The sequence below is a fragment of the Mycolicibacter senuensis genome, assembly GCF_002101885.1.
Taxonomy (GTDB): domain Bacteria; phylum Actinomycetota; class Actinomycetes; order Mycobacteriales; family Mycobacteriaceae; genus Mycobacterium; species Mycobacterium senuense.
The window spans coordinates 38,247-57,128 of the sequence record NZ_LQPS01000043.1 but is presented as its reverse complement, the minus strand read 5'-3'; the positions used below and the strand labels follow the sequence as shown (position 1 = coordinate 57,128).

20 protein-coding genes are annotated in these 18,882 nt (G+C 68.4%); 15 read left to right on the top strand and 5 right to left on the bottom strand.

What is annotated here, in order from left to right:
- Positions 1-6 precede the first annotated feature (6 nt).
- From AWC24_RS14575 to prfB, 3 genes are read right to left on the bottom strand one after another with little or no spacing between them, the layout of a single operon-like run.
- Entirely contained in the window at positions 7-513 is a 507-nt protein-coding gene (locus AWC24_RS14575; RefSeq protein WP_085086086.1) for an Rv3103c family proline-rich protein, read from the bottom strand.
- Entirely contained in the window at positions 510-1,412 is a 903-nt protein-coding gene (locus tag AWC24_RS14570; RefSeq protein WP_085086084.1) for a mechanosensitive ion channel family protein, read from the bottom strand. The genes AWC24_RS14575 and AWC24_RS14570 overlap by 4 nt, the downstream gene beginning before the upstream one ends.
- A gap of 4 nt (positions 1,413-1,416) precedes the next feature.
- Positions 1,417-2,532 (bottom strand): peptide chain release factor 2, encoded by a 1,116-nt coding sequence (gene prfB, locus AWC24_RS14565; protein WP_085086082.1) that lies wholly within the window; start codon positions 2,530-2,532, stop codon positions 1,417-1,419.
- 97 nt (positions 2,533-2,629) lie between these two features.
- On the opposite strand from prfB, the gene AWC24_RS14560 reads away from it, so the two are divergent.
- Positions 2,630-4,006 carry an FAD-dependent oxidoreductase gene (locus tag AWC24_RS14560; RefSeq protein WP_085086080.1) on the top strand — a complete coding sequence of 459 codons (1,377 nt, stop codon included), beginning with the start codon at positions 2,630-2,632 and terminating at the stop codon, positions 4,004-4,006.
- 24 nt (positions 4,007-4,030) lie between these two features.
- On the opposite strand, the gene AWC24_RS14555 is transcribed toward AWC24_RS14560, so the two are convergent.
- Positions 4,031-4,351: a hypothetical protein gene (locus tag AWC24_RS14555; protein ID WP_085086078.1), complete on the bottom strand. Its 321-nt coding sequence runs from the start codon at positions 4,349-4,351 to the stop codon at positions 4,031-4,033.
- Positions 4,352-4,374: 23 nt separating this feature from the next.
- Between AWC24_RS14555 and hisN the strand changes: the two genes are divergently transcribed.
- The 3 genes from hisN (at position 4,375) to AWC24_RS14540 (ending at position 7,953) form a co-directional block, all read left to right on the top strand.
- A complete protein-coding gene (gene hisN / locus AWC24_RS14550; protein WP_085086076.1) occupies positions 4,375-5,187 on the top strand; it encodes a histidinol-phosphatase in 813 nt (270 codons plus the stop codon).
- Positions 5,188-5,296: 109 nt separating this feature from the next.
- Positions 5,297-6,700, top strand: a complete 1,404-nt coding sequence (locus tag AWC24_RS14545) for an acyl-CoA dehydrogenase family protein (RefSeq protein WP_085086074.1) — start codon at positions 5,297-5,299, stop codon at positions 6,698-6,700.
- A 41-nt stretch (positions 6,701-6,741) separates the two neighbouring features.
- A complete protein-coding gene (locus AWC24_RS14540) occupies positions 6,742-7,953 on the top strand; it encodes an acyl-CoA dehydrogenase family protein (RefSeq protein WP_085086072.1) in 1,212 nt (403 codons plus the stop codon).
- Between the two features lie 173 nt (positions 7,954-8,126).
- Here AWC24_RS14540 and AWC24_RS14535 read toward each other — a convergent pair whose 3' ends face one another.
- Positions 8,127-8,747, bottom strand: a complete 621-nt coding sequence (locus AWC24_RS14535; protein WP_085086070.1) for a TetR/AcrR family transcriptional regulator — start codon at positions 8,745-8,747, stop codon at positions 8,127-8,129.
- A gap of 69 nt (positions 8,748-8,816) precedes the next feature.
- Between AWC24_RS14535 and AWC24_RS14530 the strand changes: the two genes are divergently transcribed.
- From AWC24_RS14530 to AWC24_RS14480, 11 genes are all read left to right on the top strand, one after another.
- Positions 8,817-9,125 carry an SDR family NAD(P)-dependent oxidoreductase gene (locus tag AWC24_RS14530; RefSeq protein WP_234807383.1) on the top strand — a complete coding sequence of 103 codons (309 nt, stop codon included), beginning with the start codon at positions 8,817-8,819 and terminating at the stop codon, positions 9,123-9,125.
- Entirely contained in the window at positions 9,115-9,897 is a 783-nt protein-coding gene (locus tag AWC24_RS14525; protein WP_085086067.1) for a crotonase/enoyl-CoA hydratase family protein, read from the top strand. The genes AWC24_RS14530 and AWC24_RS14525 overlap by 11 nt, the downstream gene beginning before the upstream one ends.
- Positions 9,898-10,087: 190 nt before the next feature.
- A complete protein-coding gene (locus AWC24_RS14520) occupies positions 10,088-11,194 on the top strand; it encodes a homogentisate 1,2-dioxygenase (RefSeq protein ID WP_085086065.1) in 1,107 nt (368 codons plus the stop codon).
- Positions 11,191-12,384 carry an alpha/beta hydrolase family protein gene (locus AWC24_RS14515; RefSeq protein WP_085086063.1) on the top strand — a complete coding sequence of 398 codons (1,194 nt, stop codon included), beginning with the start codon at positions 11,191-11,193 and terminating at the stop codon, positions 12,382-12,384. The genes AWC24_RS14520 and AWC24_RS14515 overlap by 4 nt, the downstream gene beginning before the upstream one ends.
- On the top strand, positions 12,381-13,589 hold the full coding sequence (locus AWC24_RS14510) for a CaiB/BaiF CoA transferase family protein (RefSeq protein WP_085086061.1): 1,209 nt from the start codon (positions 12,381-12,383) through the stop codon (positions 13,587-13,589). The genes AWC24_RS14515 and AWC24_RS14510 overlap by 4 nt, the downstream gene beginning before the upstream one ends.
- Positions 13,586-14,485: a hydroxymethylglutaryl-CoA lyase gene (locus AWC24_RS14505; RefSeq protein ID WP_085086059.1), complete on the top strand. Its 900-nt coding sequence runs from the start codon at positions 13,586-13,588 to the stop codon at positions 14,483-14,485. Before AWC24_RS14510 ends, AWC24_RS14505 begins: the two co-directional genes overlap by 4 nt.
- Before the next feature lie 8 nt (positions 14,486-14,493).
- A complete protein-coding gene (locus AWC24_RS14500) occupies positions 14,494-15,108 on the top strand; it encodes a TetR/AcrR family transcriptional regulator (protein ID WP_085086056.1) in 615 nt (204 codons plus the stop codon).
- A gap of 16 nt (positions 15,109-15,124) precedes the next feature.
- Positions 15,125-16,366, top strand: a complete 1,242-nt coding sequence (locus tag AWC24_RS14495) for an acyl-CoA dehydrogenase family protein (protein ID WP_085086054.1) — start codon at positions 15,125-15,127, stop codon at positions 16,364-16,366.
- On the top strand, positions 16,363-17,727 hold the full coding sequence (locus tag AWC24_RS14490) for a phosphotransferase family protein (RefSeq protein ID WP_085086052.1): 1,365 nt from the start codon (positions 16,363-16,365) through the stop codon (positions 17,725-17,727). The genes AWC24_RS14495 and AWC24_RS14490 overlap by 4 nt, the downstream gene beginning before the upstream one ends.
- Positions 17,728-17,813: 86 nt before the next feature.
- The gene (locus tag AWC24_RS14485) at positions 17,814-18,227 is read left to right on the top strand and encodes an Rv3143 family two-component system response regulator (RefSeq protein ID WP_085086050.1); all 414 of its coding nucleotides are present in this window, start codon (positions 17,814-17,816) and stop codon (positions 18,225-18,227) included.
- A gap of 274 nt (positions 18,228-18,501) precedes the next feature.
- Positions 18,502-18,879 carry an NADH-quinone oxidoreductase subunit A gene (locus AWC24_RS14480; RefSeq protein ID WP_085086048.1) on the top strand — a complete coding sequence of 126 codons (378 nt, stop codon included), beginning with the start codon at positions 18,502-18,504 and terminating at the stop codon, positions 18,877-18,879.
- Positions 18,880-18,882 lie beyond the last annotated feature (3 nt).

The window sequence follows — 18,882 nt, the reverse complement described above, 5'->3', positions numbered from 1 at the left end:
GCTGGGCTAGGGCGCCGCCGGCTGCGTGGTCACCGGCCCGGCCGGAGCCGAGGGCGTGGGCACGCCCGGCGCCGGAGGTGACCCCGGTAGCGGGCTCTGACCGGGTAGCTCCGGCGGAGTCGGCGCCGGCGGAGTCGGCGCCGGCGGCGGACACAACGGCGGACAGAACGGGAAGCCGGGCACCGGTGTCGGGGTCGGCGGTTCGGTCGGGCTGGTCGTCTCGGTGGTCGTCGGCGCCGGGGTCTCGCTGACCGTGGCCGAGGGTTGCTGGACCTTGGTGCGCGGCACCCAGGTGTAGGCCGGGTCGGGGATGAAGCCGGGCGGCACCACCTGCGGTGCGACCGGCGGCGTCGGCTGCGGGCGGTAGGTGTCGTAGACCCACCACACCGCCACGAACGCGATGATCAACAGCACGGTGGAGGTGCGGACCCGGCCGTTGAACAACTGCGCCGGCCAGCGCCACCGCCGGCCGTTCGGCTGAGCGGGCTGCGGGTCGGACCGGCCGGCCGTCACGGGGTCTCCACCGGTTGCACCTCACCGGCAGTGACGACACCGGCCGACGCGAGCGCCCGCACCACCTGGATGCGCAGCCGGCGTCCCACCTCGAACTGTTTGCCGGGCAGCGTGCGAGCCACCATCCGCAGATTGACGACACCGAGTTCGATGCTCTCCACCCCCATGATCGACGGCGTGTCCAACAGCAGGTCACGCAACGGCGCGTCGGCCTCCATGGCGTTCTCGCACACCTGGTGCAGCACCTCGTTGACCCGGTTGAGGTCGGCGCTGGTGGGCACCGGGATGTCGACGACGGCGCGCGCCCAGTCCTTGGACAGGTTCAGTGACCGGACGATATTGCCGTTGGGCACGGTGAACACCTCGCCGTCGGCGGTGCGCAGTTTGGTCACCCGCAGCGTCACGTCCTCGACGGTGCCCAGCGCCTCCACCGACGCCCCGATCATGCTCAGCTGCACCAGGTCACCGAACCCGTACTGCCGCTCGGTGATGATGAAAAAGCCGCTGAGCAGGTCCTGCACCAGTTTCTGGGCGCCGAAGCCGATCGCGCCGCCGATCACCGCCGCCGGGCCCACCAGCGATCCGATCGGGATGTCGAGGATCCCGGTGATCTGTACGGCCACCACCACGCACAGCATCACCACCGACACCCAGGAGATCACCGAGGCGACCGCCTGGCGATGCTTGGAGGCCTCCGAGCGCACCAGCGCATCACTGGTCTGGAAGCCCAGTTCCAGCCGTCGGGTGACCCGGCGCGCCGCCCAGGTGATGAACCGCGATGCCAGCACCGCCCCGATCAGCAGCAGGACGATCCGCAATCCCTTGTCGATGACCCACTGGCCGATCTCACCGCTCCACACGTCGTGCCAGCGCTGCCCCGGGGAGAAGGCCGAAATCATCGTTTCAGTCGCCCTCCGGCCGGTTGCGCCACCGGATTCCGGCTTCCAGGAAGCCGTCGATGTCGCCGTCGAGCACCGCGGCCGGGTTGCCGACCTCGTATTCGGTGCGCAGGTCCTTGACCATCTGGTAGGGGTGCAGCACGTAGGAGCGCATCTGGTTGCCCCACGAGCTGCCGCCGTCGCCCTTGAGTGCGTCGAGTTCGGCTCGTTCCTCGGAACGCTTGCGCTCCAACAGCTTCGCCTGCAACACCCGCATCGCCGACACCTTGTTCTGCAACTGGGACTTCTCGTTCTGGCAGGTGACGACGATCCCGGTCGGGACGTGGGTCAGGCGCACCGCGGAGTCGGTGGTGTTCACCGACTGCCCGCCCGGCCCGCTGGAACGGTAGACGTCGACGCGGACATCGCCTTCGGGAATGTCGATGTGGTCGGTGGTTTCCACCACCGGCAGCACCTCGACCTCGGCGAACGACGTCTGCCGGCGGCTCTGGTTGTCGAACGGGCTGATCCGCACCAATCGGTGGGTGCCCTGCTCCACCGACAGCGTGCCGTAGGCGAACGGGGCGTGCACCGCGAAGGTGGCGCTCTTGATCCCGGCCTCTTCGGCGTAGGAGGTGTCGAATACCTCGACGCCGTAGTTGTGCTGCTCGGCCCACCGGATGTACATCCGCATCAGCATCTCGGCCCAGTCGGCGGCGTCCACCCCGCCCGCTCCGGAGCGGATGGTGACCAGCGCCTCGCGTTCGTCGTAGTCGCCGGAGAGTAGGGTGCGGACCTCCATCGCCTCGACGTCGGCCCGCAGCGACGCCAGCTCGGCGTCGGCTTCGGCCTGGGCGTCCGCGGCGGCCTGTCCCTCCTCTTCGGCCGCCAGCTCGTAGAGCACCGGCAGGTCATCGAGGCGGCTGCGCAGCTCCTCCACCCGGCGCAACTCACCCTGGGCGTGCGACAGCTCACTGGTCACCCGCTGGGCGCGGGTCTGGTCGTCCCAGAGGTTGGGGTCGGACGCCTCATGCTCGAGTTTGTCGATGCGGCTGCGCAGGCCATCGACGTCTAGTACCCGCTCCACCGTGGTCAAGGTGGTGTCCAGGGCGGCGATATCGGGCTGGCGGTCGGGTTCCACGTTTATCGAGGTTACCGGCGCCGGTTGCGGGTCGACCTCTAGCATCGGGGATACGCGCCTGCGTGCATGTTTTCCCGACAGGAAAGAAGGTTCGAGGATGCGGCCCTACCATGTCGCGATCGTCGGCTCTGGGCCATCCGGGTATTTCGCCGCGGCATCTCTGCTCAAACTGGCCTCCGGAGGCGAGGTCGACGTGCGGATCGACATGCTGGAGATGCTGCCCACGCCATGGGGTCTGGTGCGCTCCGGGGTGGCGCCGGATCATCCGAAGATCAAATCGATCAGCGCGCAGTTCGAGAAGATCGCGGCCGATCCGCGGTTCCGGTTCTTCGGCAACGTCGCCGTCGGCGAGCACGTTCAGCCCGCGGAACTCGCCGAACGCTACGACGCGGTGATCTACGCCGTCGGCGCCCAGTCCGACCGGCACCTGGGCATCCCGGGCGAAGACCTGCCCGGCAGCGTCGCGGCCGTCGACTTCGTCGGCTGGTACAACTGCCACCCGCACTTCAAGGACGTGACGCCGAACCTGACCGGTAAGCGCGCGGTGGTGATCGGCAACGGCAATGTGGCGCTGGACGTGGCCCGGATCCTGGTCAGCGACCCCGCCGAGCTGCGAGGCACCGACATCGCCGACCATGCGCTGGAATTGCTTGACCCGCGCGGTGTCGAGGAGGTGGTGATCATCGGCCGGCGCGGTGTGCTGCAGGCCACCTTCACCAGCCCGGAACTCCGTGAACTGGGCGAGATGAAGAGCCTGACGAACGTCGACGTGGTGATCGCTCCCGAAGAGCTGGCCGGGATCACCGATGCCGACGTCGAAGCGGCAGCCAAGCATCCTCGGGCGAACTTCAAGGTGCTCAATGGCTACGTCGGCCGCGAGCAGCAGGCGGGTAATCGGCGCATCGTGTTCCGGTTCTGCACGTCCCCGGTCGAGATTCGCGGCGACGGGCGGGTCGAGGAGATCGTATTGGGCCGCAACGAGCTCGTCACCGACGAGACGGGCAGGGTCAGTGCCCGCGACACCGGGGAGCGCGAGGTGCTGCCGGTGGACCTGGTGGTGCGGGCGGTCGGCTACCGCGGGGTGCCGACGGCGGGTCTGCCGTTCGACGAGCGCAGCTGCACCATTCCGCACACCGACGGCCGTATCGAGGGCACCCGCAATCAGTACGTGGTCGGGTGGATCAAGCGCGGGCCGTCGGGGGTGATCGGTTCCAACAAGAGCGACTCGCAAGCCACCGTCGACACCCTCGCCGCGGACCTGGCCACCCGGGCCGCGGCAGCCGAGCTTCCCGAGGTCGACGCCGACTATGACGCGCAACTACAGAAGTGGCTGCTGTCGCGCCAGCCGGCGCTGGTCACCGGCGAGCACTGGCAACTGATCGACGCCCACGAGCGGTCCACCGGTGAGCCGCACGGCCGGCCCCGCATCAAGCTGGTCGATGTCGCCGAGATGCTGCGGGTCGGCCACGGCTGAACCGGCCACGGCGACTCGCCGGAATCAGCCGGCCGGTTCGGTCAGATTCCAGTTATCGGGATTGCGCGGCGAGTACACCACGGGCAGCAGCTCGCCCACCGTCGGCCAGTTGTCGACGTCGACCGCGCGGCGCTGGTAGACCTCGTGCTCAGCCACCGTGGGTCCGGTGATGACGCCGGTGATCGTGACGTACTGCGTCCCGAGGGCGTCGGGCCGGGGGCTGACGCCGGTGATCAGCAAGGTGCCCTGTTGCGCTCCGCTGCCGGGCCCCGGCCGGAAGAACCGCGGTGCCACGAACACCGCCAAGATCGCCAGCAGCAACAGCAGCGCCCAGATCTCCCACATCAGCTCATGGTAGGACTTTCGCCATGGCGCAGATCAACGACAATCTCGACCCCCGTCTCCACGACGACCTGACCCTGGCCCAGGAGCTGGCCGACCGGGCGGATGCGATCACCCTGGCGCGATTCGGCGCGCTCGACCTTCGCGTCGACACCAAGCCGGACCTCACCCCGGTCACCGATGCCGATCAAGCGGCCGAGACGGCGCTGCGCGAGGTGCTGGCCACCGAGCGCCCCGACGACGAGATCCTCGGCGAGGAGTTCGGCGGCAGCGCTTCGTTCACCGGCCGCCAATGGATCATCGACCCGATCGACGGCACCAAGAACTTCGTACGCGGGGTCCCGGTCTGGGCCACCCTGATCGCGCTGCTTGACGACGGCGTGCCGATCCTGGGGGTCGTCAGCGCTCCGGCGCTGCACCGGCGCTGGTGGGCGACCAGCGGGCAGGGCGCATTCGGGTCGGTGGCCGGCGGCCCGCAACGACGGCTGTCGGTGTCTTCGGTCGCCGATGTGGACTCGGCGAGCCTGACGTTCGCGGGGCTGAACCTGTGGGCGGGCCGCGGCCTGCGCGAGCAGTTCCTGGGTCTGACCGAGTCGGTGTGGCGGACCCGCTCCTACGGCGATTTTTGGGCGTATTGCCTGGTCGCCGAGGGGGCTGTGGACGTCGCCGTCGAACCGGCGGTGTCGGTGTGGGATTTGGCCGCCGTCGACATCCTGGTGCGCGAGGCGGGTGGGGTGTTCACCGACCTGTCGGGCAATGCGGGCCCGCACGGCAACTGCGCCGTGGCGGCCAACCCCGGCCTGCACGCGCAGGTGCTGGCCGCCTTGACCCCCGAATAGCCTGCGCGCCGCCGGGCCGCTGAGGACTTCGTCACACCTTACTGTTGAGTCATCTTACTTCGGAGTAAGGTGGCCTTATCGATTCTTCCTTTTTCAGTGAGGCTCTGACATGACTGACACTGCATCCGCCGCGCCCGGCTCGAAGAACAAGCGGTCCGGACGATCGAGTGCCATCGGACTGAACAAGCCGAAGCGCACCCCGATCGCCGCCGCCCTGGCCCTGGTCACTCCGCTGGTCAGCCAGTCGTTCCTGGACCGGCACAACCTGCGCGACCCGCTCAACCGCAGCCTGAACTACGGCGTCAGGGCGGTGTTCTCGACGGCCGGCGCGGCCACCCGCCAGTTCAAGGCGGTGCAGAACTTGGGCAAATCGCCGGTGCGGCTCAAGGCCAGCGGCGCCGACTACTTCGATCTGACTCCCGACGACGAGCAGCAGATGATCGTCGACACGGTCGGCGAGTTCGCCGCCGAGATCCTGCGCCCGGCCGCCCACGACGCCGACGAGGCCGTCGACTACCCGCGTGAGCTGATCGGCAAGGCCGCCGAACTGGGCATCACCGCGATCAACATCCCGGAGGACTTCGACGGCATCGCCGCGCACCGTTCTGCGGTCACCAATGTGCTGGTCGCCGAAGCGCTGGCTTACGGCGACATGGGTTTGGCGCTGCCGATCCTGGCGCCGGGCGGCGTAGCCGCGGCATTGACCCATTGGGGCAGCGCCAGCCAGCAGGCCACCTACCTGCCGGAGTTCGCCGGTGAGAACGTGCCGCAGGCCTGTGTGGCAATCGCCGAGCCGCAGCCGTTGTTCGACCCCACCGCGTTGAAGACGACGGCGGTGCGCACCCCCAGCGGCTACCGGCTCGACGGCGTCAAGTCCCTGGTGCCGGCGGCCGCCAACGCCGAGTTGTTCATCATCGGCGCCCAGCTCAACGGCAAGCCGGCACTGTTCCTGGTGGAGTCGTCCGCCAACGGCCTGAGCGTCAAGCCCGACCCGAGCATGGGTGTGCGGGCCGCCGCGCTGGGCCAGATCGAGCTGAAGAACGTGTCGGTACCGCTGAGCGCCCGGCTGGGCGACGAGGACCGAGCCGAGGCCGAGTACGCGCAGGACTACTCAGAGGCGATCGCGCTGTCGCGGTTGGGTTGGGCGGCGCTGGCGGTCGGCACCAGCCACGCGGTGCTCGACTACGTGATGCCCTACATCAAGGAGCGCGAGGCGTTCGGTGAGCCCATCGCCCGCCGTCAGTCGGTGGCGTTCATGTGCGCCGACATCGCCATTGAACTCGACGGGCTGCGGCTGATCACCTGGCGCGGCGCCGCCCGTGCCGAACAGGGGCTGCCGTTCATCCGGGAGGCCGCGCTGGCCAAGCAGATCGCCGCCGACAAGGGCATGCAGATCGGCTCCGACGGCGTGCAGCTGCTCGGCGGCCACGGCTACACCAAGGAGCACCCGGTCGAACGCTGGTACCGCGACCTGCGCGCGCTCGGCGTCGCCGAAGGCGTCCTGGTCATCTAGCCCACCCTCCATTCGTCGACTACCGACCCGAAAGACTTGTCATGGCAATCAATTTGGAACTCCCCAAGAAGTTGCAGGCTATCGTCGAGCTGACGCACGCCGGCGCCGCAGAAATGCTGCGCCCGATCTCGCGCAAATACGACCTGGCCGAGCACGCCTACCCGGTGGAGCTGGACACCCTGGAAACACTGTTCGACGGCGTCTCCTCGGTGGACAACTCCGGGATGGCCAGCGCCACCGAGGCTTTCCGCAGCGGCGATGAGGCGGCCGGCAACCGCAACGGCGCCAACATGGCGGCGCTGCTGCAGGTGCTGGAGATGAGCTGGGGCGACGTCGCGTTGATGCTGTCCATCCCCTACCAGGGCCTGGGCAATGCGGCGATCTCCGGAGTGGCCACCGACGAGCAGCTCACGCGGCTCGGCAAGGTGTGGGCGGCGATGGCGATCACCGAACCCAGCTTCGGCTCGGACTCGGCGGCGGTGACGACCACGGCCAAGCTGGACGGTGACGAGTACGTGCTCAACGGCGAGAAGATCTTCGTGACCGCCGGATCCCGGGCCAGCCACATCGTGGTGTGGGCGACGCTGGACAAAAGTCAGGGCCGGGCGGCGATCAAGTCGTTCGTCGTGCCGCGTGAGCACCCCGGCGTCATCGTCGAGCGCCTCGAGCACAAGCTCGGCATCAAGGGTTCCGACACCGCGGTGATCCGGTTCGACAACGCCCGGATTCCGGCCGGAAACCTGCTCGGCAGCCCGGAGATCAACACCGAGAAGAGCTTCTCCGGTGTGATGGAGACCTTCGACAACACCCGACCGGTGGTGGCCGCGATGGCCGTCGGGGTGGCCCGTGCCGCGCTGGAGGAGCTGCGCAACATCCTGACCAAGGCCGGGGTGGAGATCGACTACGACAAGCCCGCCCACGTGCAGCACGCCGCCGCCGCGGAGTTCTTGCGGATGGAGGCCGACTGGGAGTCGGCCAACCTGCTGACGCTGCGGGCGGCCTGGCAGGCCGACAACTCGATCCCGAACTCCAAAGAGGCGTCGATGGCCAAGGCCAAGGCCGGCCGGATGGCTACCGAGATCACCTTGAAGGTCGTCGAGCTGGCCGGCACCGTGGGCTACTCCGAGCAGACGCTGCTGGAGAAGTGGAGCCGCGACTCGAAGATCCTCGACATCTTCGAGGGCACCCAGCAGATCCAGCTGCTGGTGGTGGCCCGTCGCCTGCTGGGCTTGAGTTCCTCCGAACTGAAGTAACCTGCCTGCGCTGAGCAGACACGTAAGCCCCCAATTCCGCGTGGATTTGGGGACTTACGGCACCTCCCGCGGTGTTCGCCCCGGCCGGCAACCCAGGCGCAGGTGGGCAGCGCCGTGCGCGCTGCTGGCGGGAACGCCTACGGCAAGTGGCTGGACGCAACCACCGACCCCGGCTACGTCATCCCCTGTTGATTGCTCATCGGCGGCCGAATCAACGGCCCGAAGCTGGCATTGACGGCGTCGAGCGCCCGGGTGTCGCGGGCGGATAGCGCAATGACGAAGGCGCCCTGGATGAGGGCCAGCACGGCGTGCGAAAGCTCCTCGGCGGAGCGGTCGTCGCGCACGTCGCCGCGCTTCTGACCGGCCTGCATCAGCTCGCTCAGCGCGCGGTGCCAGCCGGACAGTGCGACGGTGAGGCGGTCGCGAAAAGGTGCGGAATCAGCCGCCAGCTCGGTGGAGAACTTGCCGGCCAGACACGCCCGCTGGAAGCCGGACCGGACGAACCCGGCAGTGAGTTCAGCGAAGTAGCCGGTGAGTTTGTCGGTGGTGCTGCGGGTTTCGTCTTCGGCCCATTTGGCCAGCGCGTCCAACTGGATCTGCATATAGCGGTCCAGCACGGCTAAGCCGAACGCATCCTTGGACCCGAAGTGATGGTAGAAGGAGCCCTTCGGCACCCCGGACGCCGCCAAGATGGCGTCGACGGTGGTGCCGTGAAATCCGGAGGCATAAAACGACCTCATCCCCTGGCGGAGCAGTCGCTCCTTGTGGGGCAGGGCTTTTGCCGCGGCTGCCATCGAATCCCTCTACTCTTGACGATCTGGTCTAGACGATCTAGTCTAGCCGATATCCGAGCAGGAGGACGCGTGTTCCCAGAACTGTTTTCCGTGGCCGGCAAGACGGCCCTGGTCACCGGCGGCACCAGCGGAATCGGCTACATGATCGCTGAGGGTTACCTCCGCGCCGGAGTTCGGGTGTATGTCTCGTCGCGCAAACCCGAGGCCTGCCGACAAGCCGAGCAGGATCTCTCGCAGTTCGACGAGGTGCACGCAATCTCCGCGGACGCCAGCCGGGAAGACCAGTGCCGCAGCATGATCGATGCCATCGCAGCACGCGAAGGCCGGCTGCACATTCCGGCATCCGGCTCTAAAGGAGGACATTGTCGTGAGTTATGAGACGTTGACGACCCGCCGCGACGGCCATGTGTTCATCATCGGCCTCGACCGCCCCGACAAGCGCAACGCGTTCGACGCCGTCATGCTGCGCGAACTGTCCGCCGCCTATGGGGAATTCGACGCGGATGCCGGCCTGCGGGCCGCCGTGCTCTACGGCGAGGGACCGATGTTCACGGCCGGCCTGGACCTGGCCAATGTGGCCGGCGACATCGCCAACAACGTCTCCTACGTTCCCGACGGCGGCATCAATCCCTGGCAGGTCGACGGCCGGCAGCTGTCCAAGCCGCTCGTCACCGCCGTCCACGGCAAGGTGCTCACGCTCGGCATCGAGCTCATGCTCGCCGGCGACATCGCCGTCGCGGCCGAGTCGGCCACCTTCGCGCAACTGGAAATCGCCCGGGGCATATACCCGTTCGGCGGCGCCACCATCCGATTCCCGCGAGCAGCGGGATGGGGCAACGCCATGCGGTGGATCCTGACTGCCGACACCTTCGACGCCCGAGAAGCCCATCGCATTGGCATCGTCCAGGAGGTTGTACCCGACGGCGAGCAGGTGAGCCGCGCCGTCGAGATCGCCCAGACCATCGCCCGACAGGCCCCGCTGGGCGTGCAAGCCACCCTGCGCAGCGCCCGCCAGGCGGTGCGCGACGGCGACGCCGCGGCCGAGGCCGACTTGGTGCCGGGAGTCCAGAAGTTGTTCGCCAGCGAGGACGCCGCCATCGGGGTGCAGGCGTTTCTGTCCCGCAGCACCGCGGAGTTCGTCGGCCGCTGAGTCCGCGGAAGTCGCCCCTCCCCCGCCGAACAGTCCCCCGCAAGCGGGAGGTGCCCCCAACATAAGCCCCCAATTCGGTGCGGATATGGGGCTTACGCGACTGCTCGCGGCATCAAGGCGCCCCTTGCCTCGGCGCAGAACAAAAAGTAATGTTGCTTTTACTTTTGAGTGACTGGTCTGGGGGCCGCCGATGGAATCCTTTGTTCACCTGCGCAAAGGCGTCACGCCCAAGCGCGTTCACGCTGACCTGGACGGGCTGAAAGACGACGAACTGGGCCGCGGCGGGTTCACCGGCCGCACCGCCAACATGTACCGGCGTCATGATCCGACCGCCTACCGGGCCGAGGGTCCGCTGCGGCCGATCGACGTGCTGGCCGCCCAGCTCGAACCGTCCGACGCCGCCGACCCGGCGGGCCAGCCGCTGCGGTTGTTCCACAACGACGACTGCGCCATCTCGCTGTCCCGGCGCTCCGCCGAGATGCCGTTTCACGTCCGCTACGTCGACGGCGATCTGCTGTGCTTCGTCCACACCGGCTCCGGACGGCTGGAGACCGAGTTCGGTCCGTTGGATTACCGCGAGGGCGATTGGGTGTATCTGCCCAAGGCGACCACCTGGCGCCAGTTGCCCGCCGCCGAGACCACACTGCTGATGATCCAGGCCACCGACGAGTTGCGGGTGCCGCCGCCGGGCCCGCTCGGCCGGCACTTCCCGTTCGACCCGTCGCAGGCGGTCATCCCCGAACCTGCCCCCATCGACCCCGACCCCTTCCGAGATGGACGCGACGAGTATGAAATCCGGCTGGTCCATGAGGGTGGTCCGACAACGCTGTACTACCAACACAATCCGATCGATGTGGAAGGGTGGCGCGGCGACAATTTCGCGTTCACCTTCAACATCGCCGACTACAACGTCGTCACCTCCGACAGCTTGCACCTCCCCCCGACGGTGCACCTGTTCATGCAGGCCACCGGGGTGTACGTGATGAACTTCCTGCCCAAGCCCGCCGAAGGCGTACCGGGCACCGAGCGCACCCCCTGGTATCACCGCAACGTCGACTACGACGAGATCGCCTTCTTCCACGGCGGATCGCTCTATGGGATTCCGATGCCGCCGGGCCTGATCAGCCACGCCCCGCAGGGTGTGCACCACGGCGCCCCAGAGAAGGCCCGCGAACGCGCCCGCCGCAAGTTCGACGACTACCAGCGCGTCGATTGGCAGGTGATCGCCATCGACACCCGCCGCCGCCTCATCCCCGCGCCGGAAGTTCTCGCCGCCGACCTAGGACAGCACGCATGACCGCCAAGCACGACTACGACCGCATCCCCTATCTCATTGCCTACCAGAATAATTCCGGTGTCCGCGACGTCTACGGTGGCGTCGCGGAGCTGGTGGTGCTCGAGAGCTACCTGCTGCGGCCGAAGGACTCCCCGAGCGACACCGTGGTGGTGTTCATGCACCCGATCGGCGGCGGCGCCTACCTGCCGATGGTCAACGCGCTGGCGCGCGCCGGGCACCACGTCATCTACTGCAACAGTCGATTCCGCGGCACCGACTCCGCCCTGCTGATGGAGAAGGTGGTCGAAGACCTCGGGGAATGCCTCAAAGACGCCAAAAACCGGCTCGGCTATTCCAAGGTGGTGCTGGCCGGCTGGAGCGGCGGCGGTTCGCTGTCGCTGTTCTATCAGCAGCAGGCGCAGCATCCGACGGTGACCGCCAGCCCCTCGGGCGACGGGCCCGACCTGACCAAGCTCGGGCTGATCCCCGCCGACGGGATCATGCTGCTGGCCGCCCACATCAGCCGGCACGGCACCATGACCGAATGGCTGGACGCCTCGATCCTCGACGAGTCCGATCCGACCCAGCGGGACCCGGAGCTGGACCTCTACAACCCGGACAATCCCAACCAGCCGCCGTACACCGAGGAGTTTCTCGACCGCTACCGGGCCGCACAGATCGACCGGAATCGCCGGATCACCGCCTGGGTCAAGGCGAAACTCGCGGAGCTCAAGAGCAGCGGTCAGCCCGCTGCAGACACAGCCGAGTTCTCGTTCGTCGTGCACGGCACGATGGCCGACCCGCGCTGGCTGGATCCGACGGTGGACCCCAACGAGCGCACTCCCGGCAGCTGCTATCTGGGGGACCCCCGGGTGGTGAACATGAGCCCGGTCGGCTTGGCGCGCTTCTGCACGCTACGTAGCTGGCTGTCGCAGTGGAGCTACGACGACGCCAACGGTGATGGCGTGGACTGCGGCCACGACATCGCGGTGCCGGCCCTGGTGATCGGGAACTCCGCCGACGACGCCTGCACCCCCAGCCACACCCGCCGGCTGTTCGAGGCCATCGGCCACCCGGACAAGGAGATCCACGAAATCCCCGGGGCCAACCACTATTACGCCGGCCCGGATCAGCGGCCGGCGCTGCGTCAGGCGGTGGCCATCGTCACCGATTGGCTGGCCCGGCATGATTTCGTAGGCTCGTCGGTATGACACCCCCCGCGGGCGCGCTCGACGGCATCCGGGTCATCGAGCTCGGCACGCTGATCTCCGGCCCGTTCGCCGGACGCCTGCTCGGCGACATGGGTGCCGAGGTCATCAAGGTCGAGCTGCCCGGCAAACCCGACCCGCTGCGCACCTGGGGGCAGGCCGAACACGACGGGCACCACTTCTTCTGGACCGTGCACGCCCGCAACAAGAAGGCCGTCACGCTGGACCTGCGCACCGACCGCGGGCGCGAGCTGTTTCTGGAACTCGTCGAGCAGTGCGACATCATCGTGGAGAACTTCCGCGCGGGCACGCTGGAACGCTGGGGCCTGGGGTTCGAGGTGCTGCGCCAACGCAACAACGGCATCATCCTGGTGCGGGTCTCCGGCTACGGACAGACCGGGCCGGACGCCCACAAGGCCGGTTACGCCTCGGTCGCCGAGGCGGCCAGCGGGCTGCGGCACATGAACGGCTTCCCGGGCGGCCCCCCGCCGCGGCTGGCGCTCTCCCTGGGCGACAGCCTGGCCGGCATGTTCGCCGCCCAGGGCGCACTCGCCGCCCTCTACCGGCGCACGGTCACCGGCGACGGCCAGGTGGTCGATGTCGCCCTGACCGAATCCTGCTTGGCCATCCAGGAATCCACCATCCCCGACTACGATGTCGGCGGTGTGGTGCGCGGACCGTCGGGCACCCGCCTGGAAGGCATCGCACCGTCGAACATCTACCAGGCGAGCGACGGCAGCTGGGTGGTGATCGCCGCCAATCAGGACAGCGTGTTCGCCCGGCTGTGTCAGGCGATGGGCCGGGCCGAACTGGCGAGCGACCCGCAGTTCGCCGACCACGTGGCCCGCGGCCGCAACCAGGACGAGCTGGACGCGATCATCGGCGAATGGGCCGCCCAACGTAAGCCCGACGACATCATCGCGACGCTGAGCGATGCCGGGGTGATCTCCGGGCCGATCAACACCGTCGCCGAGGTGGTCAACGACCCGCAGCTGCGGGCCCGCGGCATGTTCGCCGAGCACTGGGACGAAGGCGCCGAACGCACGGTGCTGGGTCCCGGGATCGTCCCGGTGCTCTCGGAGACCCCGGGCGCAATCCGCAACGCCGGCTCGGCGCGGCCCGGACAACACAACGACGAGGTCTACGCCGGGCTGCTGGGCAAGACCGCCGCCGAACTGGAGGCCCTGCGCGCCGAGGGGGTGCTGTGATACCCGACAAAGTCGCGATCCGCGAGGTGGCACTGCGTGACGGCCTGCAGATCGAGCAACCGATCCCGTTGCGCGCCAAGCTCGAACTGCTCTCCGCGATCGCTGCCACCGGCGTGCGCGAGGTCGAGGTGACCTCGTTCGTCTCCCCCACCAAGGTCCCCGCACTGGCCGATGCCGCCGAACTCGCCGCCGAACTGTGGCGCTATCCCGACCTGGAGTTCTCCGCACTGGTCGCCAGTCCGGGAGGCGCCGCCCGGGCGGTGGCAGCCGGCCTGACCTCGATCGAGTACGTTGTGTGCGCCTCGGATTCGTTCAGTTCGGCCAACGTGGGCCGCCCGACCGCCGACGCCGTTGCGGCGATCGGCGACATCGCCGGCATCGCCCATGACGCCGGTGGCTCGGTCGAGATCATCATCGCCACCGCGTGGGACTGCCCGTTCGATGGGCCGACGCCGATGCAGCGCGTCACCGACGTCGCCGAATCGGCGGCCGCGGCCGGCATCGACCGGCTGGCGATCGCCGACACCATCGGCACCGCCACCCCGCGGCGGGTCACCGACCTGATCGCCGCGGTGCGAGACATCATCGGCGACACACCGCTGGGGGCGCACTTCCACAACACCCGCGGCGCCGGTCTGGCCTGCGCCTACGCTGCGGTTCAGGCGGGTATCACCCGTCTCGACGCCTCGGCCGGCGGACTGGGGGGCTGCCCGTTCGCGCCTGGCGCCACCGGCAACATCGCCACCGAGGATCTGGTCTACCTGCTGGGCGACTGCGGGGTCGACACCGGCATCGACCTCGACGCCGCCATCGCCGCGGCGGCCGTGGCCAGCTCGGTCGTCGGTCACGGGCTACCCAGCGCGCTGCTGGCAGCCGGCGACCGGAAACGGAACTGACCATCACGATGTCCAGCCAGCGTGAGCTCAGCTCCAAGGGCCGCCAGACGCGCCAGGCAATCGAGCAAGCCGCCCGGGAGCTGTTCGCAGAGCGCGGCTTTCACGGCACTACCCTGGCCGACATCACCTCGGCGGCCGGCAAGTCCACAGCGGTGCTCTACCGGTACTTCCAGGACAAGGAGGATCTGCTGGCGGCGCTGGCGGAGTCATTCCTGTCCGACGTGGTGGAGCCTTCCGGGCTGAAGATGCGGTTGCCGGACTCCCCGCAGGACACCGAGTTCTTCACGTCCGTGGTCGGCGCCTACTGGTCGATGTTCAAGCAGAACATCGGCGTCATGATCGCCGTCGCCCAGCTCGCGGCCACCAACCAACGGTTCGTGTTGCTGCAGAACGAATTCCGTCGGTTCGGCATGGAGATCGTCGCCGCATCGGTTCGGCGCGCCCAGCAACAGGGGCACGGCCGTGACCTCGACCCCGACCACATCGCCGCGGCGATCGCGCTGCTGTTCGAGAACTTCACCGTCGTCTTCGTCGGTCCGTCCGGACCGGGCTGGCGAATCAGCGACAACGACGCCATCGCGACGCTGTCGACGATCTGGAGGAAGACCCTGTACGGCTGCTGAACACGGAGGACTTGCCATGGATTTCACATTGCCCGAACACCTTCCGGCGCTGCTCGCCGAAATGGACGACTTCATCGAGCGCGAGATCGCGCCGCTGCAGGCCGAGAACATGCAGTACTTCGACCACCGGCGGGAGTTCGCCCGCACCGACGTGGAGAACGGCGGCGTCCCGAACCGGGACTGGGAGGATCTCCTGGCCGAGATGCGCCGCCGCGCCGACGCCGCCGGCTGGCTGCGCTACGCGCTGCCGTCGTCGCTGGGCGGCCGGGACGGCAGCAACGTCGACATGGCGGTGATCCGGGAGCACCTGGCCCACAAAGGGCTCGGTTTGCACAACGACCTGCAGGACGAGTCCTCGATCGTCGGGAACTTTCCGCAGGTCATCATGATGGAGCGGTTCGGCACCGACGAGCAGCGCCGGGACTGGTCGGAGGCCCTGATCACCGGTGAGCGGTCGATGGCGTTCGGCTTGACCGAACCGGACCACGGCTCGGACGCGACCTGGCTGGAGACCCGCGCCGAACCCGCCGCCGGCGGTTGGGTGATCAACGGCGCCAAACGGTTCAACACCGGCGTGCACCGCGCCACCCACGACCTGATCTTCGCGCGCACCTCGGGTGAGGCCGGCTCGGCACGCGGCATCACCGCCTTCCTGGTTCCCACCGACACGCCGGGATTCAGGGTCCCGTTCTACTGGTGGACGTTCAACATGCCCAGCGATCACGGCGAGGTCGAACTCACCGACGTTCGGGTACCCGACGACGCGGTGCTCGGCGAGGTGGACCGCGGCCTGGAGGTCGCCCAGACCTTCCTGCACGAGAACCGGATCCGCCAGGCCGCCTCCAGCCTGGGCGCCGCCCAGTACTGCATCGACCGGGCTGCCGAATACGCGACCAAGCGCGTGGTGTTCGGCAAACCACTCTCGGTCAACCAGGCCGTCCAGTGGCCGCTGGCCGAGTTGCAGACCGAGGCCCAGATGGTCCGGCTGCTGGTGAACTACGCGGCGTGGCACCTGGACCGCGACCACCACCTGGAGGTCTCCGACAAGGTGTCGATGGCCAACTATCGGGCCAACCGGTTGGTGTGCGAGGCCGCCGACCGCGCCATCCAGACCTTCGGCGGGATCGGCTACACCCGCCACGAGCCCTTCGAGCACATGTACCGGCATCACCGGCGTTACCGGATCACCGAGGGCGCCGAGGAGATCCAGATCCGCCGGGTCGCGCAGCGACTGTTCGGATTCGACCGTCGCCGATGACCGCCGATCAACTGGCCGAACGGCTTTCGGCTGTGCTCACGCCGGTGCTGGGCCCGGTCACCGTCGAGGGCCTGCGGGCGCTGACCGGAGGGGCCAGCCGGACCACGTGGGCGTTCGACGCCGTCGGCGACTCGGGGCGCCGCGCGCTGATCCTGCGGACCGGCCCACCCGATGAGATCCACGCCAGCATGGAGCTGGAAGCGCACGCCCAACGCGCCGCGCGCACCGCCGGGGCCCCGGTCCCGACCATTCTGATCGCCGACAATTCTCCAGCGGCGCTGGGTAATCCATTCCTGATCTGCGATGAGATCGACGGCGAGACGGTGGTTCGACGCATCGACCGGCAGCTCGATGACACCGGACGCGAGGCCTTGTTGCGGCAATGCGCGCAGGCGCTGGCCGCCATCCACCGCGCCGAGCCGGCCGGGATCGCCCTGAGCGACGAGGATCAGCTCGCCGCCTGCCGCGATCAGCTGGACGCCATGGGCGACACCACCGCCGTCTTCGAGTGGGCGTTTCGGTGGCTGGCCGCCCACCGTCCGCCGCCCGGGCAGCCACAGCTGGTGCACGGCGACTTCCGGATGGGCAACCTGATCGTCGACGGCGCCGAGCTGGCGGCGGTGCTGGACTGGGAGCTGGTGCATCTCGGCGACGGCTGTGAGGACCTGGCCTGGTTCTGCCAGCGGGCCTGGCGCTTCGGCGCCCCGCCCGAGCGTGCCGCCGGCGGGCTGGGCGGCATCGAGGCGTTCCTGACCGCCTACCAGCAGGCCTCCGGCACGGCGGTGGATCGCCGGCGGTTCGACTGGTGGTTGGTGCTGGGCACGCTGCGGTGGGGAATCATCTGCCGTTACCAGGCCGAACGGCACCTGAGCGGGCAGACCCGCTCGGTGGAGCTGGCGACCATCGGCCGGCGGGTCTCCGAAACCGAATGGGATCTGCTGCGGCAGCTCGACGGGACGCCCGGCGATCCCCGGTCCGCGGCGCCGGTTGCGGATTCCGGGCCGTCAGCACCGGGCGCGACCGGCCGGCGGCCGAGCGCCGCCGAGCTCGTCGCCGCGGTCGCCGAGTTCCTCGACACGGCGTTTGTGAACCGCGACGGCCGCAGGCCCACCGACGGCCAGGTCAATTTCCACGCCCGGGTCGCCGCCAACGCGCTGCGCATCGTCGAACGGGAGTTGCGCGATGTCGCCGACGGCGCCGCACAGCAGGCCCTGACCGGACTGGGTTTCACCGACGAGGCCGCCCTGGCCGCCGCCATCCGGGCCGGTGACCTCGACGACCGACCCGATGCGGTCGAGACGTGCCTTTACGCCTTGGTACGCCACCGGCTCTCGATCGACCACCCCGGCTATGATCGTTGAGCGTTAGAGTCACTGCGCGACAGTCACTTCGGCGGTCGTCGGCCAAACCCGCTCTCGCGGCGCGATAGCGCAGTAGCATTCCCAACGTGTCTGACTCCACGTCTTCCTCCCAAGCGCTGCGGATCCTGGTCTACAGTGACGACGCCGCGACCCGCGCGCGTGTCATGACCGCGTTGGGCAAGCACCTGCACCCGGATCTGCCGGAGCTGAGCTATGTCGAAGTCGCGACGGAACCGGTGGTGATCCGGCAGATGGATGCCGGCGGCATCGACCTCGCCATCCTGGACGGGGAGGCCACCCCGGCGGGCGGCATGGGCATCTGCAAACAGCTCAAGGATGAGCTCACGCCGTGCCCGCCGATCGTGGTGTTGACCGGCCGCGCCGACGACGTGTGGCTGGCAAGGTGGTCCCACGCCGACGGGGCGCTGCCGCACCCGGTGGACCCGATGGCGCTGAGCCGCGCGGTGCTGGGGCTGTTGCGCACACCAACCCCGGGCTGATGCGGCGGTCCCGGCTTCGCCTCTCCTCCGTCGAGCCTCGCTGAATCACCGGGTTCATGCGGCGATCCCAGCTTCGCCTCTCCTCCGTCGAGCCTCGCTGAATCACCGGGTTAGGGCAGCAGAAGCGAATTGCCCTGTGGCCGTTGGGCGCTGAAGGGGTGATGCCGGTCACAGTTACCGGCAATTTCGTATTCTCGGCGACCTCCCGGTTGCCGCGGGTTAGGCTGTGCCTGAACTCACAATCGACGCCCGGAAGGGAACCACGTCACTGAGCATGAACCAGTATCTGCCGATCCTCGCGCTCGCCGCCCTCGCCGCCGGTTTTGCCGTGTTTTCCGTGGTCGCCGGGGCGCTGGCCGGTCCCTCGCGCTACAACAGGGCGAAGCTGGAAGCCTACGAGTGCGGCATCGAGCCCACCGACCAGCCGGTCAGCGGACCGCATGCCCCGCCCGGGCAGCGCTTCCCGGTGAAGTACTACCTGACCGCGATGTTGTTCATCGTCTTCGACATCGAGATCGTTTTCCTCTACCCCTGGGCGGTCGCCTTCGACGGCCTCGGGGTGTTCGCCCTGATCGAGATGTTGCTGTTCGCCGCCGTCGTCTTCGTCGCGTATGCCTACGTCTGGCGGCGCGGCGGCCTCAATTGGGATTGATTC